The organism is Micromonospora sp. NPDC001898 (genome assembly GCF_042891255.1).
Classification (GTDB): domain Bacteria; phylum Actinomycetota; class Actinomycetes; order Mycobacteriales; family Micromonosporaceae; genus Micromonospora.
The window spans coordinates 187,166-211,701 of sequence record NZ_JBIATC010000001.1; the positions used below are offsets into that span (position 1 = coordinate 187,166).

The window sequence follows — 24,536 nt, forward strand, 5'->3', positions numbered from 1 at the left end:
ACGGACCCCCGAGACCGGATGCGTCCTAGCCGCGGCGGGACCAGGTCCAGGCGTAGCCCGGGTCCTCGCACTCGGTCGCGGCGTCGCACAGGTCGAGGGGGCGGAACGTGTCGACCATGACGGCCAGTTCGTCGAAGAAGTCGGCGCCGATCGACCGCTCGGCGGCCCCCGGCTGGGGGCCGTGGGTGAAGCCGGACGGGTGCAGCGAGATCGAGCCCTGCTCGATGCCGGAGCCGCGCCGGGCCTCGTAGTTGCCGCCGGTGTAGAAGAGCATCTCGTCGGAGTCGACGTTGTGGTGGTTGTACGGGACCGGGATGGCGTCGGGGTGGTAGTCCACCTTGCGCGGCACGAAGGAGCAGATCACGAAGTTCGGGCCCTGGAACGTCTGGTGCACGGGCGGCGGCTGGTGGATCCGGCCGGTGATCGGCTCGAAGTCGTGGATGGAGAACGCCCACGGGTAGAGGTGCCCGTCCCAGCCGACCACGTCGAACGGGTGGTTGGCGTAGACGTACCGGGTCCACCCGCGCCGGTGCCGGACCAGCACCTCCACGTCCTCGCCGTCCACCTGCAACGGCGCGTCCGGCCCCCGGACGTCCCGCTCGCAGTACGGCGAGTGTTCCAGGAACTGACCCCGCACCGACAGGTAGCGCTTGGGCGGGCCGATGTGCCCGGTGGCCTCGACGGCCAGCAGCCGGACGGGTTGGTCGCCGGTCGGCACGAGGCGGTGGATGGTCGACGTGGGGATGACGACGTAGTCGCCCGCGACCGCGTCCAGCACGCCGAACGGCGACTCCACCCGCAGTTCGCCGGACTCGACGTACAGGCAGTGGTCGCCGGTGGCGTCGCGGAACAGCGGGGAGGGCCGGTCGGCGAGCACGTACGCGATCCGGACGTCGTCGTTGGCGAGCAGGTACCGCCGGCCGAGCACCGGGTCGGCGCCGGTCCCGTCGAGCTTGTGGGTGCGCAGGTGGCGGGGCTTGAGCGGCAGGTTCGGCGCGTGGGTGACGGCCTGCGGGGTGTATTCCTCGGCGGCGACGATCGCGGTCGGGGCGTACCGGTGGTAGAGCAGGGACGAGTCGGAGGAGAAGCCCTCCTGGCCCACCAGTTCCTCCGCGTAGAGGGTGCCGTCGGGCTGCCGGAACTGGGTGTGCCGCTTCCGGGGCACCTCGCCGACGCTGCGGTAGTACGGCATGTCGCCTCCCGATTCGTCCCGTTCACCGGCCATTGGCGTCCGATAATCGGACGCTGTTGTCCGTTCCTTGTAGCGTCCCGTAAGTTCTTGTGTCGTGTCAACGCAGGTGCCCCGCCTCTTCGCCGGACTCGTCGACGACGCCGCCGTCTTCCCGCCCGGCAGCGCGACGCTGCCCGACGCGGTCGCCGCCCACCGCGGGCACCGCGACTCCTGGCATGCCGGCCTGGTCGGCCCGCTGCTCGTCCCCGCCTCGGCCGTCGTCGCCGGCGAGCTGACCCCGCTGGTCGATCCCGCCGAGGGCCTCGTCGTCGGGCTGATCGGCGACACCGGCGTCGAAGGGCTGCCCGCCGCGCTGTCGTTCCTGGCCCCGGCCGGCGTCACCGCCCGCCAGGTCGAGGTGGCGGTCGCCAGGCGCGGCGAGGACCCGCAGCCCGGCCTGACCGAGCTGCTGAAACTGACCGGGCGGTGGGACGGCGTCGACGTCTACGCCGAGATCCCGCTGACCTTCGGGCTGATGGGGGCGCTGGACACGGTCGCCGCCGCCCGCGCCGACGGGGTGCCGGTCGCGGCCAAGTTCCGCACCGGCGGGCTGGCCGCCGAGCTGTTCCCGACCCCGGCCGAGCTGGCCGCCGTCATCTGCGCCTGCCGGGACCGGGAGCTGCCGTTCAAGCTGACCGCCGGGCTGCACCACGCCGTGCGGCACCGGGATCCGGAGACCGGCTTCACCCACCACGGCTTCGGCAACGTGCTCGCCGCGACCCTCGCCGCCGCCGACTGGGCCGAGGTGGCCGAGGTGGCCGTCCTGCTCGCCGCGACCGACCCGGTGCCGCTGGTCGAGCGGGCCCGCGCCGGGCGGGACGGCGACCGGCCGCTGTGGGTGGGCTTCGGCTCGTGCAGCATCGAGGAACCACTGACCGATCTGATCCGGCTGGGGCTGGTGAACGGGGGGTACGACGGATGACCTGGGTGACGGAGGCCGAAGGCTCGGCGTACGGGGTGCGCAACCTGCCGTACGGGGTGTTCCGGTGGGGCGGGGACGATCCGCGGATCGGCGTACGCATCGGGAACTTCGTGCTCGACCTGGCCGGTGCCGAGGCGGCCGGGCTGGTGCTGGCCGCCGGCACGTTGGGCCGGCCCACCCTCAACGCGTTCCTGGCGTTGGGACGTCCGCAGTGGACGGCCGTGCGGCAGCGGGTCACCGCGCTGCTCACCGACGAGGCCCACCGGGCAGCGGTGGAACCGCTGCTCATCCCGCTCGCCGAGATCGAGCTGCTGCTGCCGTTCGAGGTGGCCGACTACGTCGACTTCTACTCCTCCGAGTACCACGCCGGGAACGTCGGGCAGATCTTCCGTCCCGGCCAGCCGCCCCTGCTGCCGAACTGGAAGCACCTGCCGATCGGATACCACGGCCGGGCCGGCACCGTGGTGGTCTCGGGCACGCCGGTCGTCCGCCCCACCGGGCAGCGGGCCACCCCGCAGGGCCCGGTCTGCGGCCCGTCCGTGCGCCTCGACATCGAGGCCGAGGTCGGCTTCGTCGTCGGCGTGCCGAGCGCGCTCGGTGACCGGGTCGAGGCGGCCGACTTCGCCGACCACGTCTTCGGGGTGGTGCTGGTCAACGACTGGTCCGCCCGGGACATCCAGGCCTGGGAGTACCAGCCGCTCGGCCCGTTCCTCGGCAAGTCCTTCGCCACCTCCGTGTCGGCCTGGGTGACCCCGCTGGACGCGCTGGCCGACGCGTTCGTGCCCGCTCCGGACCAGGACCCGCCGGTGGCGGAGTACCTGCGCGACGTGCCGCACGTCGGGCTGGACCTGCGGCTGGCGGTGGAGTGGAACGGCGAGCGGGTCAGCGAGCCGCCCTTCGCCACCATGTACTGGACCCCGGCCCAGCAGTTGGCCCACCTCACCGTCAACGGCGCGTCCCTGCGCACCGGCGACCTGTACGCCTCCGGCACCGTGTCCGGCCCCGAGCGGGGGCAGGTCGGCTCGTTCCTGGAGCTGACCTGGGGCGGCGCCGAGCCGGTCAAGGTCGGTGGCGAGACCCGGACCTTCCTGGAGGACGGCGACACCGTCACCCTCACCGCCACCGCACCCGGCCCGGACGGCACCACCGTCGCCCTCGGCGAGGTCACCGGGACTGTCCACCCGGCCCGCTGACCGGGGGCCGAGCCGCCCCGCCGCGCCACCGGAACGCGGCTTCGAAGCACCACCGGACCCCGATCGCACCCGCTGTGCGATCGGGGTCCGGCGTATCCGCGTTTAGCGTCGGGACCGTCCGTCGCGGCGGCCCCGGCCGGCGGCGCAGCGCAGCGGCGTCGGCTGTCGTGGACGTCTCAGCGGACAGAAGGTAAAGAGCATGACCGATCTCGCGGGCGCCGTCTGGCGCACCAGCAGCCGCTCCAACGACCAGGGACTGTGCGTGGAGGTGGCGGACAACCTGGTCGACACCGCCGGCGTGGTCGCGATACGCGACTCGAAGAATCCGGCCGGGCCGGCGCTGGCAGTGAGCCCGCCGGGCTGGACCGCCTTCGTCGACGCCATCCAGGTCGGGCGGATCCGGGCCTGATCAACACCCTCGGGGGAGGCCGGTCCCGCCTCGCCCGGGACGGCCCCCAGCGGCGGAATTCCCGCCGCTGGGGCCCCGCCGCACACTCACCCACCGTACCGTGGAGGACACGGGAGGTGTCATGTCGACGGTCACGGTCACCCAGTTCATCGAGGCACCCGCCGTCGACCTGTGGCGGATCCTGGTCGACCTGCCGGCCCGCGCGGACTGGCTCTGCACGGTCGGCCAGGTCGAGCTGCTCACCCCGGGCCAGCTCGCCCCGGGCACGGCCTGGCGGGAGACCCGCACCCGGCCGGACGGCGGCGGACAGGCCGAGGAGTTCGTCGTGCTGGAGGCCGTGCCGCCCCGTCGGCTGGTGCTCACCTCGGTCGGCATCGGCGTGAGTTACCGGACCACCTGGACGCTGCAGACCGTGCGGCGCCGCCGCCGGTTCTGCACCGCCGTCACGGTGCGCCAGGAGGCGGTGTCCACCGCCCCGTACGGTCGTGTCCTGGCCCTGCTCTTCGGCGGCCTGGCGGCCCGCGCGGTCGAGGGCGCCTTCCGCCGGGACCTCGCCGACCTCGCCCACGCTGTCGAACCGGCGGCTGCCGCGGAGGCGGCCTGACCGGGGCGGCGGCGGCCCTCCTCGGTAGGGTGCCGGGCGGAGGTGCGGCATGGTGTTCGCGAGGGGGCGGCGGCGGGTCGCGATGGCGGTCGCGGCGCTGGTCGGTGCCGGGGCGGTCGCGGTGGTCGTGCACCGGGTGCTCGCTCCCGCCGAGGTCGACACGCCCGCCCGGGCCGGCTACCCGGCGGCGGTCACCCCCGCGGTCGGGGTGGTGGGCCGGCTGCCGGTGGCCCCGCTGATCGTGGACGGCCGGCTCCGCGTCTACGCCGCCACCCGTCAGGTGTACGCCGACCAGCCGGCCGACGCCCGGTACCGGGTCACCCCGTACTGGTCGTACCGGCGCTGGCCGGCCGAGGTCAGTGGGGTGGTGGCGGAGGGGACCACCGTGGTCAGCCGGTGGTCGGACGGGAAGCTGGTGGCGCTTGACGCGCGTACCGGCCGGGTGGACTGGGAGGCCGACGGCCCCACGCCCGTCGAGGGCTGGACCACCCGCCGCACCGGGGCCGGGGCGGTCTGGGACCCGCCGGGGCTCTTCCTCTCCCGGGCCGCAGACGGCCGGCCGGTGCTGGTGGTCTCCGGGGCGGACGGGGTGCGCGGCATCGCGCTCGCCGACGGCCGGCAGCTCTGGTCGGCGGGCGTGGACGGTGGGTGCCGTGCCGACGTGGCCACCACGTCGGCCGGGCAGTTCGTCGCCGTGGACCGCTGCGCCGGGCCGACCACCCTGGAGTTCCGCGACGTGGCCACCGGGGCGCAGACCACCCGTTGGGCGCCCCCCGGGGCGACCGCCGAGCTGGCCGTCACCCCGGTCGGGTGCGTGAGCCACCGCTCCCGGTGCCGGGGCCTGCGGACCACCGGCCCGGCCGACGGGGCGGGACGCGGCTGGCTGGTCGGCGCCGGTTCACCGGTGGCCGCCCCGGCCCTGGATCCGGCGGGGTCCGAGCTGGACGGTGAGCGGGTCGTCGCGGTGGCCGACGGGGCGGTGACCGGGCGGGCCGCCCGGACCGGTGAGGAGATGTGGCGCCGGGCCGACCTGGGACCGGCCCTGATCATCGCCGCCCAGCCCGGCCGGGTGCACCTGCTCACCGAGGCGAACGACCTGGTCACCCTGGACCCGAGCTCGGGCGCGGAGCGCTCCCGCTTCTCGCTGGACGTGGGCCGGGACGGCATCGGCTGGGCACCGGGTCTGGCGTACGCGGGGGGCGGCTACGTGGCGGTCGAGCGGCTCCGCGAGCCGGTCGACCCGGACGCGGACGACCAGCGCTACTTCCTGATGTCCGAGCCGGTGGTGCTCGCCGCCACCTGAGCGGACCACGCCTTCGACAAAATGGACATTAGCTTCTAAAGTGTCACCCGTGCGAGTGTTTTCGGCCGTGCTCGGCCCTCTGTTGCTCCTCGGCGGCGTGCCCCCGATCGGCCAGGCGGTGGGCCATCGGGCCGCGGTGCTGGCCCGGGTGGAAGGCGTCGACATCGCCGTGCCCGCGTCCGTCAGCTTCGGCTCGGGATTCGTCGGCGGCACGCTGACGAAGAGTCTCGGTACGGTGGAGGTGGATGACTTCCGTGGCCCGGTCAACCCCAACACCTGGATCGTCACCGTCACCGCGACCGCCTTCGTCACCGGTGCCGGCGGTGCCGGTCGCACGATCGCCAACGGCCAGGTCTCCTACTGGTCGGGGCCGGTGGTCAAGAGCACCGGAGGCGGCACGCTCGTTCCGGGGCAGGCCACCTCAGCGCAGGCGGTCACCCTCGGCGTCCCCAGGCGGGCCTTCAGTAAAACCTCGGGAAACGGCAACAACAAGGTGAGTTGGGCGCCGACCCTCCGGATCGCCATCCCCTCGGGTGTCGTGGCGGGCACCTATGTCGGCACGGTGACCCACTCTGTCGCTTAAGGGGAAAATGGTAAGTCTGTCCGGTTAGTGACCTTATGCCCGTTAGGCTGCTGGCCATGAGGAAACCACTTCTTGCCCTGGCAGCCGGGGCCGCGCTGCTGGCCGTGGCGTCGCCAGCGGCAGCCGCCCCCTCGGGTGACACGATCGTCACCTTCACCGTGTCCACCGCCGACCTGGACATCAACGTGCCGCCCGCGGTCAACCTCGGCGCCGTGTTCGCCGGTTCCACCGACACCGGTCAGCTCGGCAACGTCACCGTCACCGACAGCCGGGCGGCGCTCTCGGCTACGTGGAGGGTCACCGTGAGCAGTTCGGCGTTCACCACCGGCGGCGGCACCGGGTCGGAGACGATCCTGCCCAATCTCGTGGCCTACTGGTCGGGCCCCGCCGTGTCCACCACCGGAGCCGGAACCTTCGTGCCGGGGCAGCCCACCGCCGCCGACGCCGTGGCGCTCGACGTCCCCCGGATTGCCTTCTCCAAGACCTCCGGCACCGGCAACAACACCGCCACCTGGAACCCGACCCTACGCATCGCCGTCCCGGCCGGCGCGGTCGGCGGCACATACACGGGGGTGATCACCCATTCGGTGGCATGACCGCACGCTCGTCCGATCCCTTGCCCTGGCCGTGACCGCAGTGGTCGCGGCCGGGGCGCCGATACCGGCCCTCGCCGGCCCGGCGGCCCCGCCCGGCCCCGCACTGCCCGGAGCCGGGCGGCCCGACGTCGGGGAGGCTCATCGGGACGGGCCGGCGCAGCCCACGGCCGAACCGAGCGGGCAACCGGTCGGACCGGCCGGCCGGGTCGGCATCCGGCTGCTCGACGCCCCGCTGGACCGACGGGACGACAGCCGGGCGCACAAGTACATCGTCGACCACGTCCGTCCGGGTACCACTGTCAAGCGACGCATCGTGGTCAAGAACTCGTCGGAGATCCGCCGGAAGATCGCCGTCTACGCCGCCGCGGCCGACGTCGGCGAGCAGGGTTTCGAGTTCGCCCCCGGGCGCACCGAGAACGAGCTGAGCAGCTGGGTCCGCGTGGAGCGCGGCGAACTGGAGCCCGCCCCGGACGAGGAGGTCGTACTCCCGGTGACGATCACCGTGCCCGCGCGGGCCTCCGCGGGCGAGCGGTACGCGGTGATCTGGGCCGAGCTGGCCGACATCGAGGGGCGGAGCGTGCGCCAGATCGGCCGCGCCGGTATCCGGGTCTACCTGTCGGTCGGGCCCGGCGGCGAGCCGCCGTCCAGCTTCGACACCGGGCCGCTCCGTGGCGCCCGGGACGCCGAAGGAGTTCCGGTGGTCACCACCGAGGTACGCAACACGGGCCGGCGGGCCCTGGACCTCACCGGCGAACTGTGGCTCTCGGACGGGCCCGGCGGGCTGTCGGCCGGGCCGGTGAGAGCCGAGGCGAAGACCCTCGCCGTGGGCGACACGACCACCGTCCGGGTCGTGCTGGACCGTCGGCTGCCCGACGGCCCGTGGGCGGCGAAGCTCGACCTGGCCAGCGGCTGGACGAAGCGCACCGCCTCCGGCACGGTCACCTTCGGCGGGCAACCCGTCGCGACCGGCGGCACCGACCGGTCGTCCCAGGTGCTCACCGGGGGATTCGTCACCTCCGGCCTGGTGCTGGCCCTGTTCGCCGCGTACGTGTACCGCAGGCGCGGCCGGTTCCGGGCCCCCGTGCCGGTGGCGTGACGACACCCCGTAGCCCCCTGACGGTCAGGGGCCGGTCGACTGGTTCCTCGACGGGCAGGGGCCGGTCGACGCGATGCGTGGACCGGGCCCCTGCCGTCACGACAGGGCGGACTCGGCCACCGCGAGGAAGGCGTCGTTCTCCGCCGGGGTGCCGATGGTGACCCGGACACCGTCGCCCGGGAACGGCCGGACGATCACCCCGCGCAGCTCGCAGGCCCGGCCGAACTCCACCGCCCGGTCGCCCAGCGGCAGCCAGACGAAGTTCGCCTGGCTCGACGGCAGGTCCGGGACGAACTTGCGCAGCGCCTCGGTGACCCGGTCGCGCTCGGCGACGACGAGCGCGCATCGTCGCTGGACCTCGTCGGCCTGGGCCAGCGCGGCGAGCGCGCCGGCCTGGGCGGCCATGCTCGTGGAGAACGGGGTGACCACCTTGCGCACGGCGGCGGCCACCTCGGGGGCGGCGACGAGGAAGCCGATCCGCAGGCCCGCCAGCCCCCACGCCTTCGACAGGGTGCGCAGCACCACCACGTTCGGCCGGTCCAGGTAGGTCAGGCCGTCCGGCACCTCGGGGTCGGTGACGAACTCCCGGTACGCCTCGTCGATGACCACCAGCACGTCGTCGCCGACCGAGTCGAGGAACCGGTCCAGCTCCGGCCCGCGCACGGCCGTGCCGGTCGGGTTGTTCGGGTTGCAGACCAGCACCATCCGGGTCCGGTCGGTCACCGCCGCGGCCATCGCCGTCAGGTCGTGCCCGTGCCGGGCGTCGTTGGGCACCCGCACGCTGGTCGCGCCGCTGGTCGCCGCGATGATCGGGTACGCCTCGAACGAGCGCCACGAGTACAGCAGCTCGTCGCCGGGCAGGCAGGTGGCCCGGACCAGGTGCTCGGCCAGCGCCACCGATCCGCAGCCGGTGGCGATCCGGTCGGCGTCCACCCCGTACCGCTCGGCGAGCGCCGCGCGGAGCGCCACCACGCCCATGTCCGGGTACCGGTGCGAGCCGGCGACCGCTTCGGCGACCGCCTCCACCACGCCGGGCAACGGCCCGTACGGCACCTCGTTGCTGGCCAGCTTGATCGCCTCGGCCAGGCCCAGCTCGCGGGCCAGATCGGCGGGGCTGCGGCCGGGCACGTAGTTCGGCAGCGCGTCGAGGTCGGCGCGGGTCAGCCGCAGCGGCGGCTGCTGACGTCCGGTGTCGGTCATGAGGTGTCTCCCGGGGGGTTGGCGGGGTCTTTCGGGGCGGCGGAGCCACTGCCGGCACGGGGGACGCGGGGGAGCTGGACCACCACGGTCTGGGCGCGCTTGTCGTGCAGCGCCTGGCGCAGCGGATGGTCGAACAGCGGCGACAGCGCGTCGACGAGCTGGAGCAGCAGGCCGAAGCCGCAGCAGTACCAGAGCAGGGTGGGCAGGCCCAGCGTGCTCCACCGGCGCAGCGCCCGGCCGAAGCCGAGCGGCTGGTCGGCCTCGACCGGCACGGCCCGTACGCCCATCATCCGCTTGCCGAGGGTCTGCCCGTTGCCGGCCATCGTGGGCACCTCGTAGGCGAACCAGAGCGCGGTGGCGATCAGCAGGATGGCGACCTGGAGCCCGCCGGCCTGCTCGCCCGGCTGGGGCAGCCCCTCGGTGGACGAGTCGCCGGCCACGGCCCGGCGCAGCACCTCCCGGAAGTAGGGGGTGATCTCCTCGACGTACCGGTAGACGAACCAGCCGTTGACGACCGCGTTGAGCAGGAACACGACGCCGAAGTCGATCAGCCGGGCGATCAGCCGGGCACCGAAGGAGGCCAGCGGCAGCCCGTGCGGGCGGGGCGCGGGCGGGCGCGCGGGCCAGTTCGGGTACGGCCAGCCGGGCGGTGGCCCCTGCGGGTGCCCGTACCCGGGTGGCGGGCCGTGCCCGTGTCCCGGACCCTGCGGCGGGCCGCCGACCGGTCCCTGCTGCGGGCCGGGCCCCGGCCAGCCGGGGAACGGGCCGGGCCCGGACGGCCCCGGGGCGCCGGGCGACCGGGGCTGCTGCACCGGGGGTGCGGCCTGCTGCCCGGGCGGCCCGGCGGGGCTGGCCGGGGGCGGGGGCTCGACCGGGGGTGGGCCCTCCGGCGGGGTGGCGTCGACCGGGATCGGCGCACCGATCCAGCCCCCACCGTCCCAGTAACGCCTGGTCTCGCGGTCGGCGGGGTCGACGTACCAGCCTGGTTGCACGCTCACGGAGCAACCTTAACGACGACCGTCCGGGCGAACTTGTCGTGGAGGCACTGCTGCCAGGGCTTGTCCCACAGCTGCCAGAGCCCGTCGACGTAGCTGATCCCGGGCACGAACATGGCCCCGACGAACTGCACCAGGTACCGCCGGCCGGCCATGCCACGGTCCAGCGTCCGGGTCGGGTCGAGCGGGACGACCCGGATCTTCATCACCTTCTTGCCCAGCGTCTGTCCGGTCCGGCGCAGGTACTCGACGTGGTAGAGCCAGTAGAGCCCCAGCATCAGGACGAACAGCCCCGCCTCGGCCAGGAGCAACGGCAGTATGAAGCCGGTGATGAAGCTCTCCGCGTCGGCCGCGTAGTACGTGCCGGCCGGGTGGGCCTGGTCGATGCCGCCGAAGATCCTGTGCGCAAAGATCATGAAGACCGGCAGGAAGAGCACCACGGCGACCACGCTGGCGAGAGCGGTGTCGATCAGGTAGGCCAGCAGGCGGTCGCCGAAGCTGGCCAGCGGCTGACCGCCGGGGCTGACCGGCACCGGCGCGAACCCGGGACGCGGCGGCGGGACCCAACCGGGCGGCGGGGCATAGCCGGGCGGGCCGGTCCAGCCGGGCGACGGCGGCGGGCCGGCGGAGGCGCCCGGCGGGGCGTAGCCGGTGGGGCCGGGCTGCGCCGGGGCGGCGGGCGGCGCGACGCCACCGGCGGCGGGCGGCTGCCCACCGGCCGGCGGCGTCGGGTACGTCGGAGGCTGGGTCACGCTGGACAGTGTCGCAGGTGGGCTACAGGTTGCCGCGCTTCTCCTGCTCCCGCTCGATGGCCTCGAACAGGGCCTTGAAGTTGCCCTTGCCGAAGCCCAGCGAGCCGTGCCGCTCGATCAGCTCGAAGAAGACCGTCGGGCGGTCCTGCACCGGCTTGGTGAAGATCTGGAGCAGGTAGCCGTCCTCGTCCCGGTCGACCAGGATCTTGCGGGCCTTCAGCTCCTCGATCGGTACCCGCACGTTGCCGATCCGGGCGCGCAGCTCCGGGTCCTCGTAGTACGAGTCCGGGGTGTCCAGGAACTCGACGCCGGCCGCGCGCATCGCGTCGACGCTGCTCAGGATGTCGTTGGTGGCCACGGCGATGTGCTGGGCGCCGGGCCCCTGGTAGAACTCCAGGTACTCGTCGATCTGCGACTTCTTGCGGGCCACGGCCGGCTCGTTGAGCGGGAACTTCACCTTCCGGGTGCCGTTCGCGACGACCTTGCTCATCAGGGCCGAGTAGTCGGTGGCGATGTCGTCGCCGATGAACTCCGCCATGTTGGAGAAGCCCATCACCCGCTTGTAGAACTCCACCCACTCGTCCATCCGGCCCAGCTCCACGTTGCCGACCACGTGGTCGACGGCCTGGAAGAAGCGCTTCGGCTGGAGACCGGCGTCGATCATCGGCTGCCGGTCCATGATCGGGCCCCGGGCCACGAAGCCGGGCAGGAACGGGCCGGTGTACCGGGACCGGTCGACCAGGGTGTGCCGGGTGTCGCCGTACGCGGCGATGGCCGCCATCCGCACGGTGCCGTGCTCGTCGGAGACGTCGTGCGGCTCGATCAGGCCGGTCGCGCCCTGCGCGGTGGCGTGCGCGTACGCGGCGTCGACGTCCGGCACCTCCAGCGCGATGTCGCTGACACCGTCGCTGTGCTTCGTCACGTGGTCCGCGCCGGTCGCGTCCGGGCGCACCGCGCCGGTCAGCACGAACCGGGCCGAGCCGCTGGTCAGCACGTACTCGGCGTGGTCCCGGTAGCCCTGCTCCGGCCCCCGGTACGCCACGCAGGTCATGCCGAACGCGGTCGAGTAGTAGTGCGCGGCCTGCTTGGCGTTGCCGACCAGGAAGTGCAGGTGGTCGAGCCCCCGGACCGGGAACGGGTCGCGGCTGATGTCGTGGTCGACTGCGCCGACCAGCACGTCGACGTCGATGTCCTCGGTCGACTGGAGTCGGTCGATCGCCTGGGTCATGGTTGCCTCCCTTGCGTACCGGCCGGCCTCGCGGGCCGCCGTCGGTGGGTTGTTGTGGCGAGGATCGCCGGATTGCGGGTGGTTGGGCAACAGTTGGCCGAATCCCTGGTCAGGTTGCGCATTCGGTATGGTCTGCACCCGTGGCCGCTGTGCAGGATGTCCAGCTCGACGAATTGGACGCGCGACTCATCGGGCTGCTCGCCGAGGAGCCCCGGATCGGGGTGCTGGAGTGCTCCAGGCGGCTCGGGGTGGCCCGGGGCACCGTCCAGGCCCGGCTCGACAAGCTCGTCGACCGGGGCGTGATCGGCGGCTTCGGGCCGGACGTCTCCCCGGCCGCGATCGGCTTCGGGGTGACCAGCTTCGTCACCCTGGAGATCAGCCAGCGGCTCGGGCACGACGCGGTCACCGCGCACCTCGCGGCGATCCCCGAGGTGCTGGAGGCGCACACCATCACCGGCTCCAGCGACCTGCTCTGCCGGATCGTCGCCCGGTCCAACGCCGACCTCCAGCGGGTGATCGACCAGATCGTCTCGTACGAGGGCATCCGCCGGGCGTCGACGATCATCGCGCTCGCCCAGCAGATCCCGTACCGGGTGCTCCCCCTCGTCCGTTCCGCGGCCCGGGAGACGAGGGCGCCCTCCTGACGTCCCCGGTGCAGCAGGGCCCCTCTTAACACGTCCGCCGCGCAGAAAGCACCGCGACACGGGCGCGCGGGCACTCGACCCGGCGGTGATCGTCGTTACCGTGTCCGGTGTGGCGAAGGTGGGCGGCCTCAGGTTGCGTGGTTGGCTGCTGCTCGCCCTCGTCACGGTGGTCGTCCTCGCCGCCGCCGGGGTGTGGAACCCGTGGCCCGGGGTGTGGGACTGGGTCGACCGCAGTGAGCCGATCTCCGAGCCCGACGTGGTCTGGCAGCAGCGGATCGGCGGGACCCCGAAGAGCGTCACGATCGCCGGCGGCGCCGTCGTCGTCGTCGAGCAGCGTACCCGGGTAGAGGCGCGCAGCCTCGCCACCGGCGTCCAGCTCTGGGAGCGCAAGGCCGACTGGTCCGCCGTGGCCGGCGGCGACCGCGACCCGGTCGTCGCCGTGGGCAAGCTCCTGGTCAAGGGGTACGAGCTGCTCGACCCGACAACCGGGGCGACCCGCCGCCGCGATGACGACGCGGTGGCCGTGTGGACGTACCGGAACCTGCTGCTCGACGCCCGGTGCACCGAGGCGACCGACTGCACGCTGAGCGCCTGGGACCCGCGCGGCACCGCGCCCCTGTGGACGGCGTTCCTGCCCGGCGTCAGCACCGGCCTCTTCGCCGACAACCCGGACCTGCTCGGCACCCGCCGGCTGAGCACCACCCGGGTCGACGACGGGGTGGCCGGCCCGGAGGCGGTGCCCCCGCTGCTCGGCTTCCCGGTCGACGGCCGGGTGCACGTCGTGGACACCGCCACCGGGCGGGTGCTCCAGGACGTCGAGCCCGGCCGGGACGAGCGGCTCGCGGTGGTCGGCGGCCGGATGCTGCGGATCCGGGCGGTCTCGCAGGACGGGGCGTGCGCGTTCACCCTCACCGCCCACGACCCGACCACCGGCCGGGAGGTGTGGCGGCGCACCGGGATCAACCTGCGCACCGCCGACAGCGCCGGCTGTGCCCAGCGGGAGGACCCGCAGGGCGCGCGGAACGTGCTGATCGGCGTCGCCCCGAACGGTCGGGAGGCCGTCATCGACGGGTACGACGGCCGGATGCTCCAGGTCAACGGCGAGGGGGAGAAGCTGATCGCGGTCGACGACCGGTACGCGCTGGTCCGCACCGCCGACAAGCGGTCGATCGTCGCCCGGGAGTTGGGCGCGGACCGGACCCGGTGGACCCGGGCGGCCGGCGGCAGGAGCGGTGGGACGCTCACCCCGTACGCGGCGGTGCTCGCCGAGGAGAAGCCGAACCGGCTGATCGCGCTGGACCCGCGTACCGGAAAGGAGCTGCTGGTGCTGCGGACCTCGGCGAACGCCCTGGCCATCGGCCCGGCCGGCATGGTCATCGGCGAGGGTCGGGAAATCGGGTACGTCCGCTTCGGCGCGGGCGGGACGGCCCCCGCGCGGCCGTCCGGCGACGGTGGCGTCCCCGGCCCGGGTGACCCTGGCCCGGGTGACCCCGGCGGGGGCACCGACGGTGGCCCCGGCGACGACGGTGGCTGCGGGCCGAAGCGGGAACTCTGCCCCGAACAGGACGACAAGGACGGCTGAGCGCGACGGGTGAGAGCGGCGTCCCAGGACCGACCCGTCGGGTGTCCCCGATCGGCCGGCCTGCCCTAGGCTTTCCGCTCATGAGCAGTGCCGCGTTCTCCTACGCTCCCTTGCTGCCGACCGGGCCCGACCAGACCGAGTACCGCCTGGTCACCGACGAGGGCGTCGACGTTGTCCACGGGCCGGGCGGGCGTCGGTTCCTGACCGTCGAGCCGGCCGCGCTGACCGCGCTGACCGCCGAGGCGATGCACGACATCGCCCACTACCTCCGCCCCGCGCACCTGGCCCAGCTCCGGTCGATCATCGACGATCCGGCGGCCTCGCCGAACGACCGGTTCGTCGCGCTGGACCTGCTGCGCAACGCGAACATCGCCGCCGGCGGGGTGCTGCCGATGTGCCAGGACACCGGCACGGCCATCGTGATGGGCAAACGCGGCCGGCACGTGCTGACCGACGGCGGCGACGCCGAGGCGATCTCCCGGGGCGTGTACCAGGCGTACACGAAGCTGAACCTGCGCTACTCGCAGCTCGCCCCGCTGACCATGTGGGACGAGCGGAACACCGGCAGCAACCTGCCGGCGCAGGTGGAGATCTACGCCGAGGACCCGGACGGCCACCCGGACGCGTACAAGTTCCTGTTCATGGCCAAGGGCGGCGGCTCGGCCAACAAGTCGTACCTCTACCAGGAGACCAAGGCGCTGTTGAATCCGACGCGGATGATGCAGTTCCTGGAGGAGAAGCTGCGGCTGATCGGCACCTCGGCCTGCCCGCCGTACCACCTGGCCGTCGTCATCGGCGGCACCAGCGGCGAGTACGCACTCAAGACCGCCAAGTACGCCTCGGCGAAGTACCTCGACGCGCTGCCCACCTCCGGCTCGATGACCGCACACGGCTTCCGGGACCTGGAACTGGAGGCCGAGGTGCTGGAGCTGACCCGCAACTTCGGCATCGGCGCGCAGTTCGGCGGCCGGTACTTCTGCCACGACGTGCGGGTGGTCCGGTTGCCCCGGCACGGCGCGTCCTGCCCGGTGGCGATCGCCGTGTCCTGCTCGGCGGACCGGCAGTCGGTCGCCAAGATCACCCCGTCGGGCGTGTGGCTGGAGCGCCTGGAGACCGACCCGGCGCGGTACCTGCCCGACGTCACCGACGAGACGCTCGACGCGTCCGAGGTGGTCCGGGTCGATCTCAACCGGCCGATGGACGACATCCGCGCCGAGCTGTCCAAGTACCCGGTGAAGACCCGACTGTCGCTGACCGGCCCGCTGGTCGTCGCCCGGGACATCGCACACGCGAAGATCGCCGAGCGGCTGGACGCGGGCGAGGCGATGCCGCAGTACCTGCGCGACCACGCGGTCTACTACGCCGGCCCGGCCAAGACCCCCGAGGGGTACGCCTCCGGCTCGTTCGGCCCGACCACGGCCGGCCGGATGGACGCGTACGTCGAGAAGTTCCAGGCCGCCGGGGGCTCGATGGTGATGCTGGCCAAGGGCAACCGGTCCGCCCAGGTGACCCGCTCCTGCCAGCAGCACGGCGGCTTCTACCTCGGCTCGATCGGCGGCCCGGCCGCCCGGCTCGCCCAGGACTGCATCCGCCACGTCGAGGTGCTCGAATACGCCGAGTTGGGCATGGAGGCGGTCTGGAAGATCGAGGTGGAGGACTTCCCGGCCTTCGTCGTCGTCGACGACAAGGGCAACGACTTCTTCGCCGAGGTCACCAAGCCTGTGCTCACCGTCGGCCGCCGCTGACCGTCCCGCGCATGACGAAGGGGCACCGGGCACAGGCCCGGTGCCCCCTCCGGCGTACCGCGCGGGTCAGCTCGGGTCGATGAAGATGTTGTAGTACGCCGGGCCGGAGACAACACCCGCCGCGGTGCGGCTGCGCACGGTCAGGCTGTGGCCGTACGGCGAGTCGGCCGCCCAGCTCACCCGGGCCGTGCCGTCCGCGCCCGCCGCCACGGTGCTCTCCGCGCCGTCGTCGAACGAGTAGACGAACTCCGTGGTGCCCGGCAGTTGGGCGGTGAACACGAACTCGCCGGTCTGCCCGACCACGGCACCGCCCTGCCAGCCGAACACGTCCGAGGTGACCAGCGGGCTCTGCGGGTCGACCCGGAGCGAGTAGTACTGCGCGTCCGTGGTCACCCCGGCGGCCGTCCGCGCCCGCACCCGCAGCTCCGTCCAACCGCCGTACTCGTTGTCGTACGCCGACGGCGTCCACTCGACACTGGCGGTGCCGTCCGCGTTCGCCGCCACGGTCCGCTCCGGCTCGCCCCGGAACTGGTAGACGTACGAGGTGACGCCGGTGACCGAGGAGTGCGGGGCGAAGGTGAAGGTGCCCGGCACGCCCGGCCCGCCGCCGGTCGTGTTGCGCGGGTACACCTCGGACGCCACGGTCGGCGCGATCGAGGCGGGGTAGAACGCCAGGCCGACCGAGGCCGACTGCACCCCGGCGCTGGTCCGGCTGAACACCTCGATCGTGTGGTGACCGGCGTCGGTCGGCGTGTACGAGATGGTCGCGCTGCCGTCCGCGCCCGCCTGGACGGTCCGCAGGTCGCCGTAGTCGAACGCGTAGACGTACTCGGTGACGTCGGCCATCGCCGGCTTGAAGGTGAAGCTCCCCTCGGTGCCGGCCGGTGCGCCCGGCATCCCGTCGAACGTCCACTGCTCGGAGGTGACGAACGGGGCGGTGCGGACGGAGAACGTGTACCCGGCGTCGCCGGAGAGCACCCCGTCCCGGGTGCGGCTGCGCACGTGCACCGTGTTGCGCGCCAACGTCGGCGTGACCGTCACCGTGGCGGTGCCGGCAGCGTCCGCCGCCACGGTCTGCTGGGTGCCGTTGTTGAGCGACCAGACGTACTCCACCACGTCCGTCATGTTCGGCGCGAAGGTGAACTCTCGCGGCTGCCCGAGCCAGGCGTCGGGGTCGCCGTCGGTAACCGTCGGCGCGGTGTTGCGCACGGTGAACGAGTAACGGGTCTGCGCCGATCGGTTGCCCGTCCGGTCCACGGCCTGCACGTTGAGCCAGTCCGGGCCGTACTTGTCGGGGGTGTGGCTGACCGTCGCGGTGCCACCGGGGCCGGCAGCGGCGTACGTGGTGAGGCCGGAACGGCCATACCAGAATCCGGCGATGTCGTCGGCGGCGCTGCTGAAGGTGAAGTCGCCGGCGATCCCCGGGCCGCCGTGGCCGGGGAAACCTGAGCCGGCCGGGTAGTCGGTGGAGACCACCGTGGGCGCGGGCGGACGGACCGTGTCCACGGTGAACCGGCACTCCGGCGACCAGCCGGAGGCGGCGTGCTCGTCGGCGGCGCGGACCACGAAGGCGTACGTGCCGCCGTCGACCAGCAGGCCGCTCGGCACCGTGTACTGGATCAGGGCGGGGGCGTACCAGTCGGAGGAGGTCCACTCGGTCCGCTCGGCGGGCCGGTCGACCGGCCACCAGGCGAAGGTGGCCCGCACCCGGTCCCCGGCATACGGCTCCAGCTTGTCCGGGTCGGTCACCTCGGCGGTGAGGATCGGGGTGGTGGTGCCGATCAGCAGCCCGGCGGCGCAGGCCCGGCCCGCGACGTTCAGCTTGCTCGGCACGTCGGGCACGCCGTTGGCCAGCAGCGAGGCTCCCGGCTTCTTCATCCGCCGCCCGAAGTGCTTGTTCTCCTCGTGGTCGCCAGCGATCCGGGCCATCAGGGTGAGCGAGTCGCGCCCGTCGGCGACGGCCTGCCGGAAGACCTCGGTGGCGCCCAACTCCAGGTAGCCGGCGGGGCAGGGCGCGGTCGGGCCGACGTCGCCGACCTTCTCGCGTACGGCAGGAGCGGTGTTCCAGGTGGGGGCGGCGGCCGGCGTGTCGGTGCGCCACAGCTCCAGCTCACGCGGCCGGTCACAGTCGGTGACCGTCGACTCCCCGGTGACGACCTGGGCGGTGATGACCTCCTTGCCCCGGTACGGGGTGAGGTCGAAGGTGAAGTAGGCCCGCGAGGTGTGCTTCACCCCGTCGGCCTGCCACGTGCCGACGGGCACGTCGGCGGCGGTGGTGGGGAAGGCGAGGGTGGGCTGCCGGGCGTCGGTGTAGCTGACGCTGGTCGGCAGGACGTACTGGGTCACGCCGGCGGCGGCCGGCCCGGTGGTGACGGTCAGCGCGCTCGCGCCGGCGAGCAGGCCGGCGAGGCCCGTGGTGAGGAACCGGCGCGGTGCGCGCCGGAGGCGTCCGGAAGGGACGCCCGGGAAACCCCGGTTGAACTGCAAGGTGAGGCCCTCCGGTCGGAGACGACGATTCCAAGATTTTAAATTCGCGACTGTCTCCGCGCCCCCGACTTTCGGCCGTGATCTGCGGGCCCGCGAGGTGGAACGCCTGCTCGCCGCAGCGCATCGACATCACGTCTGGGGCGTTGGCCGGCAGGTCGGTCCGTACTCCCAGCGAGGCAGCTCGGGAGATCGTGAAGCACTACAACCCGGAGGTCAGCCCGCACCGCAATGGGTGGAGCTTCTTCTACGCGGATGATCAAACGCTGACCAGCGGCCGGCAGGGTAGGTCCGGACGCTGGTGGACCGAAGCGTCCGGACCTACTCTGCGGTCTTCCGGTCAGGGCTCGACCGGAGCGGGTCCGTGCGGTCTTCCTGGAGCGGGATCGGGCTTGGTGACGACTGCTTTGGCGGCCCGTTCGATCTTCGCGCGCCGAGCTTCCCAGAAGCCCGCGTCGGGCTGCGCGTCCGCGTATCCAGCCATGAACCCGGTCGAGCCGTCGAGCTGTTCGCGCAGGATGTCGGCGTGTCCGGCGTGCCGGCTGGTCTCGGTGAGGACGTGCACCAGGATGTTGAACAGCTTCACGTTGGGGCGTGGCCACCAGGGCACGTGGCCGGGCGAGTCGATCGCCAGAGCGGCGATCGTCGCGTCCGAGTGCTCCCACGCGCGACGGTACCGGTCGATGATCTCCTCGCGCGTCTCGTGCTCGGTCGCCCACATGGCCGCGTCGTCTGCGTCGGCGTCGTCCCACCGGGGCAGGGGTTCGGGGAACGGCCGGTCGAAGATGTCGCCGAAGTATCTGGCCTCCATCATCGACAGGTGCTTGACCAGGCCGAGGAGGTTGGTGCCGGTCGCGGTCAGGGGACGGCGGATGTCGTACTCGGAAAGCCCGCCGAGTTTCCACAGCATCACCTTGCGAATGTCTCGCAGATCGCTGTGCAGGTACTCTTTCGCGAAATCGTCGATCATGGATAGCGATCCTGCCCGCTGCGGTGGTGTTGAAGATCGCCGGCTCGGGCTTGCGGATGCCGGCTTCGTCGGCGATGCACCAGCCGTCGACCAGCGTGTTGAGGCCAGCGCGGTGGATCTTGCCGTGTTGGTTGTCCGGTCCGTTTTCTCCTGAGCCTCGCTGCGAGCAGCTGCCGGGCGCGGCAGGATGGAGGGCGTGACGACTCCAGAGGCAGCGGGCTACCGGATCGAACGCGACTCGATGGGCGAGGTGGAGGTGCCCGCCGAGGCGCTGTGGCGGGCGCAGACCCAGCGCGCGGTGCAGAACTTCCCGATCTCCGGGCGGGGGATCGAGCCGGCCCAGATCAAGGCCCTGGCCCAGATCAAGGGCGCGGCCGCCCAGGTGAACGGCGAGCTGGGCGTGATCGACGCCGACGTGGCCGCCGCGATCGCCGCCGCCGCCGCGCACGTGGCCGACGGCGGGTACGACGACCAGTTCCCGATCGACGTGTTCCAGACCGGCTCGGGCACCTCGTCCAACATGAACGCCAACGAGGTGATCGCCACCCTGGCCGGCCGGGAACTGGGCCGGGACGTGCACCCGAACGACGACGTGAACGCGTCCCAGTCCAGCAACGACGTCTTCCCCTCCTCGATCCACCTGGCCGCCACCCAGTTCGTCGTGGAGGATCTGGTGCCGGCGCTGACCCACCTCGCCGAGGCGCTGGAGGCCAAGTCGGCCGAGTTCGAGACCGTGGTCAAGGCCGGCCGCACCCACCTGATGGACGCCACGCCGGTCACCCTGGGCCAGGAGTTCGGCGGGTACGCCGCCCAGGTCCGCTACGGCGTCGAACGGCTGGAGGGGGCGCTGCCCCGGTTGGCGGAGCTGCCGCTCGGCGGCACCGCCGTGGGCACCGGGATCAACACCCCGTTCGGCTTCGCCGCGGCGGTGATCGCCAAGCTGCGCGAGTCCACCGGCCTGCCGCTGACCGAGGCCCGCAACCACTTCGAGGCGCAGGGCGCCCGGGACGCGCTGGTGGAGACGTCCGGGCAGCTCCGCACCATCGCGGTCGGCCTCTACAAGATCGCCAACGACATCCGGTGGATGGGCTCGGGCCCCCGGGCCGGCCTGCGCGAGCTGCGCATCCCGGACCTCCAGCCCGGCTCGTCGATCATGCCGGGGAAGGTGAACCCGGTGGTCGCCGAGGCCGTCCGGCAGGTCTGCGCCCAGGTGATCGGCAACGATGCCACGGTCGGCTTCGCCGGCTCGCAGGGCGACTTCGAGCTGAACGTCATGCTGCCGGTGATGGCCCGCAACCTGCTGGAGTCGATCCGGCTGATCGCCGCGTCGAGCCGCCTGCTCGCCGACCGCTGCGTGGCCGGCCTGGTCGCGAACGCCGAGGTCTGCCTGGCGTACGCCGAGGGCTCGCCGTCGATCGTCACCCCCCTCAACCGTCACCTCGGGTACGACGAGGCCGCCTCGATCGCCAAGGAGGCGCTGGCCAAGGAGATGTCAATCCGGGACGTGGTGATCGCCCGGGGGCACGTGGCCGACGGCAGGCTCACCGCGGACCAGCTCGACGAGGCCCTCGACCTGCTCCGGATGACCCACCCCTGACCGGTGACCCACCCTGACCGGGCAGGTCGGGGTGCGGGCGGGCCGGGGGGACGAGCCCAGTTGATCGTCCACCCTCTACAGTCGGTGCTCGGGTGGACCGGACGGGACGTCCCGGTCGAGCAACTGCTCCGCGCGGTGGCCGGGGGAGACGTCTGATGGGGGCGCCGCTGCTCTCGGAAGGGTCTCCGACGGCCGCGGAAGCCGTTCCGCGTTGGGCCACCCGCAGGTGGCGGACCATCGGAGGAGATCATCATCAGTGTGGAGGGCGGTTGCCGGTGACCGGTGAACAGACGACGGTGGCGGCCTTCCTGGTCGCGGAGCCGGGCCGGGCACGGATGCGTCGGGGTTGGAGCAAGGGCCCGACGGGGCCGGTGCTGGCCGTCGACCCGGCCCCGTGGCTGGCCTTCGTTGTGGCGTCGTCGCGGTGACCGGACAGGCAATGCTCGATCCGGAGATCCTGGAGCGGCTCGAACGGGAACGGATCGTCTGGCTGTGCACGGTGCGACCGGACGGGTCGCCGCACGTCACGCCGGTCTGGTTCCTCTACCGGGACGGCGACTGGTGGATCTGCACGCAGGAGCGGAACCGGAAGACCCGTAACATCGTTGCCGATCCCCGGGTGTCGCTGGCGCTGCCGGACGGCGTGTACCCGGTGGTGGCGGAGGGCGTGGTCACCTTCCTGCGTTCGTCCTTCCCGGAGTGGGCCGTCGACGGGTTCCGCCGCAAGTACGACTGGGACGTCACCGCCCCGGCCGGGCCCGCCGGGGACAACGTCCTGCTTCGCGTCGCCGTCTCCCGTTGGCTGATGACGGACACTTCCTCCTGACCGCGCTTCCCGGCTGCGCCGGTCGGCGTGGGCGAGGGCTGGCCACCGGGAGGCCGCCGGGGACGGGGACGCCCCGGTCGTCGCGGGCGGGCAGGGGCGCGACGTGGGTCAGGGGCGGGTGGCGGCCCTGCGGGCCCGGTAGGCGGTGACCGCAGCGCGATTTCCGCAGCTCGCGTCGCAGTACCGCCGGGAACGGTTCTTCGACAGGTCGACCAGCACGTTGTCGCAGTCCGGGTGGTCGCACACGCGCAATCGGCTCAGCTCGCCGCTGCGTACCAGGTCGGCCAGGGCCATCGCGGCCTCGACCGCCATCCGGGTGGCCAGCGGCGCGTCCCTGGGCACGGCGTGCAGGTGGTACGGCTCGTCGTCGTGCCGGACGAGCTGCGGCAGCGCCCCGGCCTCGCGCAGCAGCCCGTTGACGATGTCGACGATCTCGTCGGTTTCGGCGTGCCAGATCCGGCGCAGCCGGGGGCGCAGGTCCCGGACGGACCGCAGTTCCGCGTCGGTGTGCTCGTGCCGGCCGGTCCAACCGTGCGCGGCGAAGAACGCGTCCAGGGCGGCCACGTCGGGTAGTGCCTCGCCGTGGTCGCCGGTGGTGTTGACCAGGGCGGCGGTGGCGATCAGCCCGTACTCGGTGTCATGGGCGAAAAGCAACTTGACTCCTGTCAGGTGACCCGCCTAGCGTCATCGGTGTAAGGCTACTTCACCCATGACGGACTGAGGATCTCGATGCGTCCACGACCCGCCGCCGGCACCGGTTTCGGCCTGGCGCTGCTGTCGGCCGTCACGTTCGCCACCTCGGGCACCTTCGCCCGTTCGCTGATCGAGGCCGGCTGGTCCGCGGAGGCCGCGGTGATCGCCCGGGTCGGCATCGCCGCCAGCATCCTTGCGGTGCCAGCGGCGTTGGCCATGCGCGGCCGGTGGAGCGTGCTGCGGCGCAACCTCGCCCCGGTCGGCGTCTTCGGGCTCCTCGGCGTCGCGCTCGCCCAGGCGTGCTTCTTCAACGCCGTCCGCTACCTCCCGGTCGGCGTGGCGCTGCTGCTGGAGTACCTGGGCATCATCCTCGTGGTCGGCTGGATGTGGCTCATCCACGGGCAGCGTCCGCGTCGGCTGACCGTGGCCGGGGCGGTCGCCGCGCTGGCCGGCCTCGTCGGCGTCCTCGACCTGACCGGGGCCGGCCGGCTCGACCCCGTCGGCGTGTTGTGGGGGCTGGGCGCGGCGGTCGGGCTGGCCGGGTACTTCGTGGTCGCCGGCCGCCTCGACGACGGCCTGCCGTCCGTGACGATGGCCAGCGCCGGGATGGCCGTCGGCGCGGGGATCCTGCTCCTGCTGGGCCTGGCCGGGGTGCTGCCGCTGCGGGCCACCTTCGGCGAGGTGACCTTCGCGGGGCAGCGCACCAGTTGGCTGGTTCCCATCGCCGGGCTGTCGCTCGTCGCCGCGGTGGTCGCGTACCTGGCCGGGATCGCCGGAACCCGGATCCTCGGGGCCCGGCTCTCCTCGTTCGTCGGGCTGACCGAGGTGATGTTCGCGGTGCTCATCGCCTGGCTGGTGCTGGGCGAGCTGCCGACCGTCGTGCAACTGTTCGGCGGCGCCCTGATCGTCGCCGGGGTCGCCCTGGTCCGCCTCGACGAACTGCGCGGGTCGCCCGTCGACGACCGGCCGGGCGGCCGTCCCGTCGAGCCCGCGCTCGCCGCCGAGGGCTGACGCCCCCCACGGTCACGCCGGTGGGTGGAAGGCTGGCCGGATGCTGACCCATGTCGTGTTCGACGCCGACGAGACCCTGATCGACCTGCGCCCGGCGGTCACCGGCGGGCTGATGGCCGTACTGGAGGAGATGCGGAGGATGACCCCGGCGGCGGCCGGGATCAGCCTCGCGGACCTGGAGTCCGACTGGCACACGGTGTTCGGCGCGATGGGCGCCGCCCCCGTCATGGAGATCCGGCGGACCGCGCTGGCCCGCTCCCTTGCCAGGGCCGGCCTCGACGCGCACCTGGACGACATCGCGGCGATCTTCTTCGCCCGGCGCTTCGCGCTGACCAGCCCTTTCCCCGACGTGCTGCCGGCGCTCGCCGCGCTGCGCGGCCGGTACACCCTGGGCTACGCCACCAACGGCAACAGCCGCGCGGAGCGCTGCGGCCTCGCCGGCGAGTTCGCCTTCGAGTTGTACGCGCACGAGAACGGCCTGCCGAAGAAGCCCGCCCCCGAGTTCTACGCCGCGGTGGTCGAGGCGGCCGGGGTGCCGCCGGAGCGGATCGTGCACGTGGGCGACTCGCCCAACCTCGACGTGCTCGGGGCCCGGCGGGCCGGGCTGCGGGCGGTCTGGCTCAACCGCCTCGGCCTGCCCCGGCCGCCCGGTGTGCCGGCCGACGCCGAGGTCTCCACCCTGGCCGACCTGCCGGACGCGGTCGACCGGCTCTGCGCCGGCCGCGAGATGAGCGAGGCGTAGCTCCTCCCGCGCCGGGGCGCCCGCCGACGCCGCGATGACAGTGAGCCGACGAAAGCCTGAATGCCGTGTAATACGGACTCTCACCTGGCGGAAGGTCCATCGGTGATATGGGATGACTGCCACGTCCCTC

General features: G+C 73.0%; 25 protein-coding genes. 17 read left to right on the forward strand and 8 right to left on the reverse strand.

Annotated elements, in window-relative coordinates; all coding sequences use genetic code 11:
• Nucleotides 1-25: 25 nt before the first annotated feature.
• On the reverse strand, nucleotides 26-1,192 hold the full coding sequence (locus ACFYZF_RS00905; protein ID WP_387014359.1) for a homogentisate 1,2-dioxygenase: 1,167 nt from the start codon (nucleotides 1,190-1,192) through the stop codon (nucleotides 26-28).
• A gap of 94 nt (nucleotides 1,193-1,286) precedes the next feature.
• Here ACFYZF_RS00905 and ACFYZF_RS00910 point away from each other — a divergent pair, with 94 nt between their 5' ends.
• The 8 genes from ACFYZF_RS00910 to ACFYZF_RS00945 all read left to right on the forward strand — a co-directional run bounded on the left by ACFYZF_RS00910 (nucleotide 1,287) and on the right by ACFYZF_RS00945 (nucleotide 7,937).
• On the forward strand, nucleotides 1,287-2,153 hold the full coding sequence (locus ACFYZF_RS00910) for a hypothetical protein (protein ID WP_387014362.1): 867 nt from the start codon (nucleotides 1,287-1,289) through the stop codon (nucleotides 2,151-2,153).
• Entirely contained in the window at nucleotides 2,150-3,346 is a 1,197-nt protein-coding gene (gene fahA, locus ACFYZF_RS00915) for a fumarylacetoacetase (protein ID WP_387014365.1), read from the forward strand. Before ACFYZF_RS00910 ends, fahA begins: the two co-directional genes overlap by 4 nt.
• A gap of 199 nt (nucleotides 3,347-3,545) precedes the next feature.
• The gene (locus tag ACFYZF_RS00920; protein WP_387014366.1) at nucleotides 3,546-3,755 is read left to right on the forward strand and encodes a DUF397 domain-containing protein; all 210 of its coding nucleotides are present in this window, start codon (nucleotides 3,546-3,548) and stop codon (nucleotides 3,753-3,755) included.
• A 121-nt stretch (nucleotides 3,756-3,876) separates the two neighbouring features.
• Nucleotides 3,877-4,359 (forward strand): SRPBCC domain-containing protein, encoded by a 483-nt coding sequence (locus ACFYZF_RS00925; protein ID WP_387014369.1) that lies wholly within the window; start codon nucleotides 3,877-3,879, stop codon nucleotides 4,357-4,359.
• A 49-nt stretch (nucleotides 4,360-4,408) separates the two neighbouring features.
• Nucleotides 4,409-5,662, forward strand: a complete 1,254-nt coding sequence (locus tag ACFYZF_RS00930) for a pyrrolo-quinoline quinone (RefSeq protein WP_387014372.1) — start codon at nucleotides 4,409-4,411, stop codon at nucleotides 5,660-5,662.
• A gap of 49 nt (nucleotides 5,663-5,711) precedes the next feature.
• Nucleotides 5,712-6,245: a hypothetical protein gene (locus ACFYZF_RS00935; RefSeq protein WP_387014374.1), complete on the forward strand. Its 534-nt coding sequence runs from the start codon at nucleotides 5,712-5,714 to the stop codon at nucleotides 6,243-6,245.
• A 56-nt stretch (nucleotides 6,246-6,301) separates the two neighbouring features.
• On the forward strand, nucleotides 6,302-6,841 hold the full coding sequence (locus ACFYZF_RS00940) for a hypothetical protein (protein WP_387014376.1): 540 nt from the start codon (nucleotides 6,302-6,304) through the stop codon (nucleotides 6,839-6,841).
• Nucleotides 6,842-6,872: 31 nt separating this feature from the next.
• Complete coding sequence (locus tag ACFYZF_RS00945; protein WP_387014379.1) at nucleotides 6,873-7,937, forward strand: hypothetical protein; 1,065 nt, start codon at nucleotides 6,873-6,875, stop codon at nucleotides 7,935-7,937.
• A gap of 96 nt (nucleotides 7,938-8,033) precedes the next feature.
• On the opposite strand, the gene hisC is transcribed toward ACFYZF_RS00945, so the two are convergent.
• Genes hisC through hppD form a run of 4 tightly spaced genes read right to left on the reverse strand, consistent with a single transcriptional unit; the run spans nucleotide 8,034 to nucleotide 12,112 of the window.
• Entirely contained in the window at nucleotides 8,034-9,137 is a 1,104-nt protein-coding gene (hisC, locus tag ACFYZF_RS00950; RefSeq protein WP_387014382.1) for a histidinol-phosphate transaminase, read from the reverse strand.
• Nucleotides 9,134-10,135: an RDD family protein gene (locus ACFYZF_RS00955; RefSeq protein WP_387014385.1), complete on the reverse strand. Its 1,002-nt coding sequence runs from the start codon at nucleotides 10,133-10,135 to the stop codon at nucleotides 9,134-9,136. Before ACFYZF_RS00955 ends, hisC begins: the two co-directional genes overlap by 4 nt.
• Entirely contained in the window at nucleotides 10,132-10,884 is a 753-nt protein-coding gene (locus ACFYZF_RS00960; RefSeq protein WP_387014388.1) for an RDD family protein, read from the reverse strand. Before ACFYZF_RS00960 ends, ACFYZF_RS00955 begins: the two co-directional genes overlap by 4 nt.
• 22 nt (nucleotides 10,885-10,906) lie before the next feature.
• Nucleotides 10,907-12,112 carry a 4-hydroxyphenylpyruvate dioxygenase gene (gene hppD / locus ACFYZF_RS00965; protein ID WP_387014391.1) on the reverse strand — a complete coding sequence of 402 codons (1,206 nt, stop codon included), beginning with the start codon at nucleotides 12,110-12,112 and terminating at the stop codon, nucleotides 10,907-10,909.
• Between the two features lie 140 nt (nucleotides 12,113-12,252).
• Here hppD and ACFYZF_RS00970 point away from each other — a divergent pair, with 140 nt between their 5' ends.
• The 3 genes from ACFYZF_RS00970 (at nucleotide 12,253) to ACFYZF_RS00980 (ending at nucleotide 16,083) form a co-directional block, all read left to right on the forward strand.
• Nucleotides 12,253-12,756, forward strand: coding sequence for an Lrp/AsnC family transcriptional regulator (locus ACFYZF_RS00970; protein ID WP_387014394.1), 504 nt, complete (start codon nucleotides 12,253-12,255; stop codon nucleotides 12,754-12,756).
• A 109-nt stretch (nucleotides 12,757-12,865) separates the two neighbouring features.
• Nucleotides 12,866-14,338 (forward strand): PQQ-binding-like beta-propeller repeat protein, encoded by a 1,473-nt coding sequence (locus ACFYZF_RS00975; RefSeq protein ID WP_387014397.1) that lies wholly within the window; start codon nucleotides 12,866-12,868, stop codon nucleotides 14,336-14,338.
• An 80-nt stretch (nucleotides 14,339-14,418) separates the two neighbouring features.
• The gene (locus tag ACFYZF_RS00980) at nucleotides 14,419-16,083 is read left to right on the forward strand and encodes a fumarate hydratase (protein ID WP_387014399.1); all 1,665 of its coding nucleotides are present in this window, start codon (nucleotides 14,419-14,421) and stop codon (nucleotides 16,081-16,083) included.
• Nucleotides 16,084-16,149: 66 nt separating this feature from the next.
• Here ACFYZF_RS00980 and ACFYZF_RS00985 read toward each other — a convergent pair whose 3' ends face one another.
• On the reverse strand, nucleotides 16,150-18,570 hold the full coding sequence (locus tag ACFYZF_RS00985; RefSeq protein WP_387014402.1) for a hypothetical protein: 2,421 nt from the start codon (nucleotides 18,568-18,570) through the stop codon (nucleotides 16,150-16,152).
• Nucleotides 18,571-18,907: 337 nt separating this feature from the next.
• A complete protein-coding gene (locus tag ACFYZF_RS00990; RefSeq protein ID WP_387014405.1) occupies nucleotides 18,908-19,537 on the reverse strand; it encodes a DinB family protein in 630 nt (209 codons plus the stop codon).
• Between ACFYZF_RS00990 and ACFYZF_RS00995 the strand changes: the two genes are divergently transcribed.
• From ACFYZF_RS00995 to ACFYZF_RS01010, 4 genes are all read left to right on the forward strand, one after another.
• Nucleotides 19,536-19,691: a hypothetical protein gene (locus ACFYZF_RS00995; RefSeq protein ID WP_387014407.1), complete on the forward strand. Its 156-nt coding sequence runs from the start codon at nucleotides 19,536-19,538 to the stop codon at nucleotides 19,689-19,691. The two genes, ACFYZF_RS00990 and ACFYZF_RS00995, sit on opposite strands and share 2 nt — an antisense overlap.
• A gap of 42 nt (nucleotides 19,692-19,733) precedes the next feature.
• A complete protein-coding gene (locus ACFYZF_RS01000; RefSeq protein ID WP_387014410.1) occupies nucleotides 19,734-21,134 on the forward strand; it encodes a class II fumarate hydratase in 1,401 nt (466 codons plus the stop codon).
• Nucleotides 21,135-21,409: 275 nt separating this feature from the next.
• On the forward strand, nucleotides 21,410-21,562 hold the full coding sequence (locus tag ACFYZF_RS01005; RefSeq protein WP_387014412.1) for a DUF397 domain-containing protein: 153 nt from the start codon (nucleotides 21,410-21,412) through the stop codon (nucleotides 21,560-21,562).
• Nucleotides 21,559-21,960 (forward strand): pyridoxamine 5'-phosphate oxidase family protein, encoded by a 402-nt coding sequence (locus ACFYZF_RS01010; RefSeq protein WP_387014414.1) that lies wholly within the window; start codon nucleotides 21,559-21,561, stop codon nucleotides 21,958-21,960. The genes ACFYZF_RS01005 and ACFYZF_RS01010 overlap by 4 nt, the downstream gene beginning before the upstream one ends.
• 108 nt (nucleotides 21,961-22,068) lie before the next feature.
• On the opposite strand, the gene ACFYZF_RS01015 is transcribed toward ACFYZF_RS01010, so the two are convergent.
• Nucleotides 22,069-22,614 (reverse strand): CGNR zinc finger domain-containing protein, encoded by a 546-nt coding sequence (locus ACFYZF_RS01015; RefSeq protein WP_387014417.1) that lies wholly within the window; start codon nucleotides 22,612-22,614, stop codon nucleotides 22,069-22,071.
• A gap of 75 nt (nucleotides 22,615-22,689) precedes the next feature.
• Here ACFYZF_RS01015 and ACFYZF_RS01020 point away from each other — a divergent pair, with 75 nt between their 5' ends.
• Both ACFYZF_RS01020 and ACFYZF_RS01025 read left to right on the forward strand, forming a co-directional pair.
• Entirely contained in the window at nucleotides 22,690-23,664 is a 975-nt protein-coding gene (locus tag ACFYZF_RS01020; protein ID WP_387014420.1) for a DMT family transporter, read from the forward strand.
• 40 nt (nucleotides 23,665-23,704) lie between these two features.
• Nucleotides 23,705-24,406, forward strand: a complete 702-nt coding sequence (locus ACFYZF_RS01025) for an HAD family hydrolase (protein WP_387014423.1) — start codon at nucleotides 23,705-23,707, stop codon at nucleotides 24,404-24,406.
• Nucleotides 24,407-24,536: the final 130 nt, after the last annotated feature.

Excerpts from the sequence above, each read along its gene's own strand:
- ACFYZF_RS00905 (WP_387014359.1), bottom strand. The coding sequence starts at position 1,192 with ATGCCGTACTACCGCAGCGTCGGCGAGGTGCCCCGGAAGCGGCACACC.
- fahA (WP_387014365.1), top strand. The coding sequence starts at position 2,150 with ATGACCTGGGTGACGGAGGCCGAAGGCTCGGCGTACGGGGTGCGCAAC.
- ACFYZF_RS00920 (WP_387014366.1), top strand. The coding sequence starts at position 3,546 with ATGACCGATCTCGCGGGCGCCGTCTGGCGCACCAGCAGCCGCTCCAAC.
- ACFYZF_RS00925 (WP_387014369.1), top strand. The coding sequence starts at position 3,877 with ATGTCGACGGTCACGGTCACCCAGTTCATCGAGGCACCCGCCGTCGAC.
- ACFYZF_RS00930 (WP_387014372.1), top strand. The coding sequence starts at position 4,409 with ATGGTGTTCGCGAGGGGGCGGCGGCGGGTCGCGATGGCGGTCGCGGCG.
- ACFYZF_RS00940 (WP_387014376.1), top strand. The coding sequence starts at position 6,302 with ATGAGGAAACCACTTCTTGCCCTGGCAGCCGGGGCCGCGCTGCTGGCC.
- hisC (WP_387014382.1), bottom strand. The coding sequence starts at position 9,137 with ATGACCGACACCGGACGTCAGCAGCCGCCGCTGCGGCTGACCCGCGCC.
- hppD (WP_387014391.1), bottom strand. The coding sequence starts at position 12,112 with ATGACCCAGGCGATCGACCGACTCCAGTCGACCGAGGACATCGACGTC.
- ACFYZF_RS00980 (WP_387014399.1), top strand. The coding sequence starts at position 14,419 with ATGAGCAGTGCCGCGTTCTCCTACGCTCCCTTGCTGCCGACCGGGCCC.
- ACFYZF_RS00995 (WP_387014407.1), top strand. The coding sequence starts at position 19,536 with ATGGATAGCGATCCTGCCCGCTGCGGTGGTGTTGAAGATCGCCGGCTC.
- ACFYZF_RS00990 (WP_387014405.1), bottom strand. The coding sequence starts at position 19,537 with ATGATCGACGATTTCGCGAAAGAGTACCTGCACAGCGATCTGCGAGAC.
- ACFYZF_RS01020 (WP_387014420.1), top strand. The coding sequence starts at position 22,690 with ATGCGTCCACGACCCGCCGCCGGCACCGGTTTCGGCCTGGCGCTGCTG.
- ACFYZF_RS01025 (WP_387014423.1), top strand. The coding sequence starts at position 23,705 with ATGCTGACCCATGTCGTGTTCGACGCCGACGAGACCCTGATCGACCTG.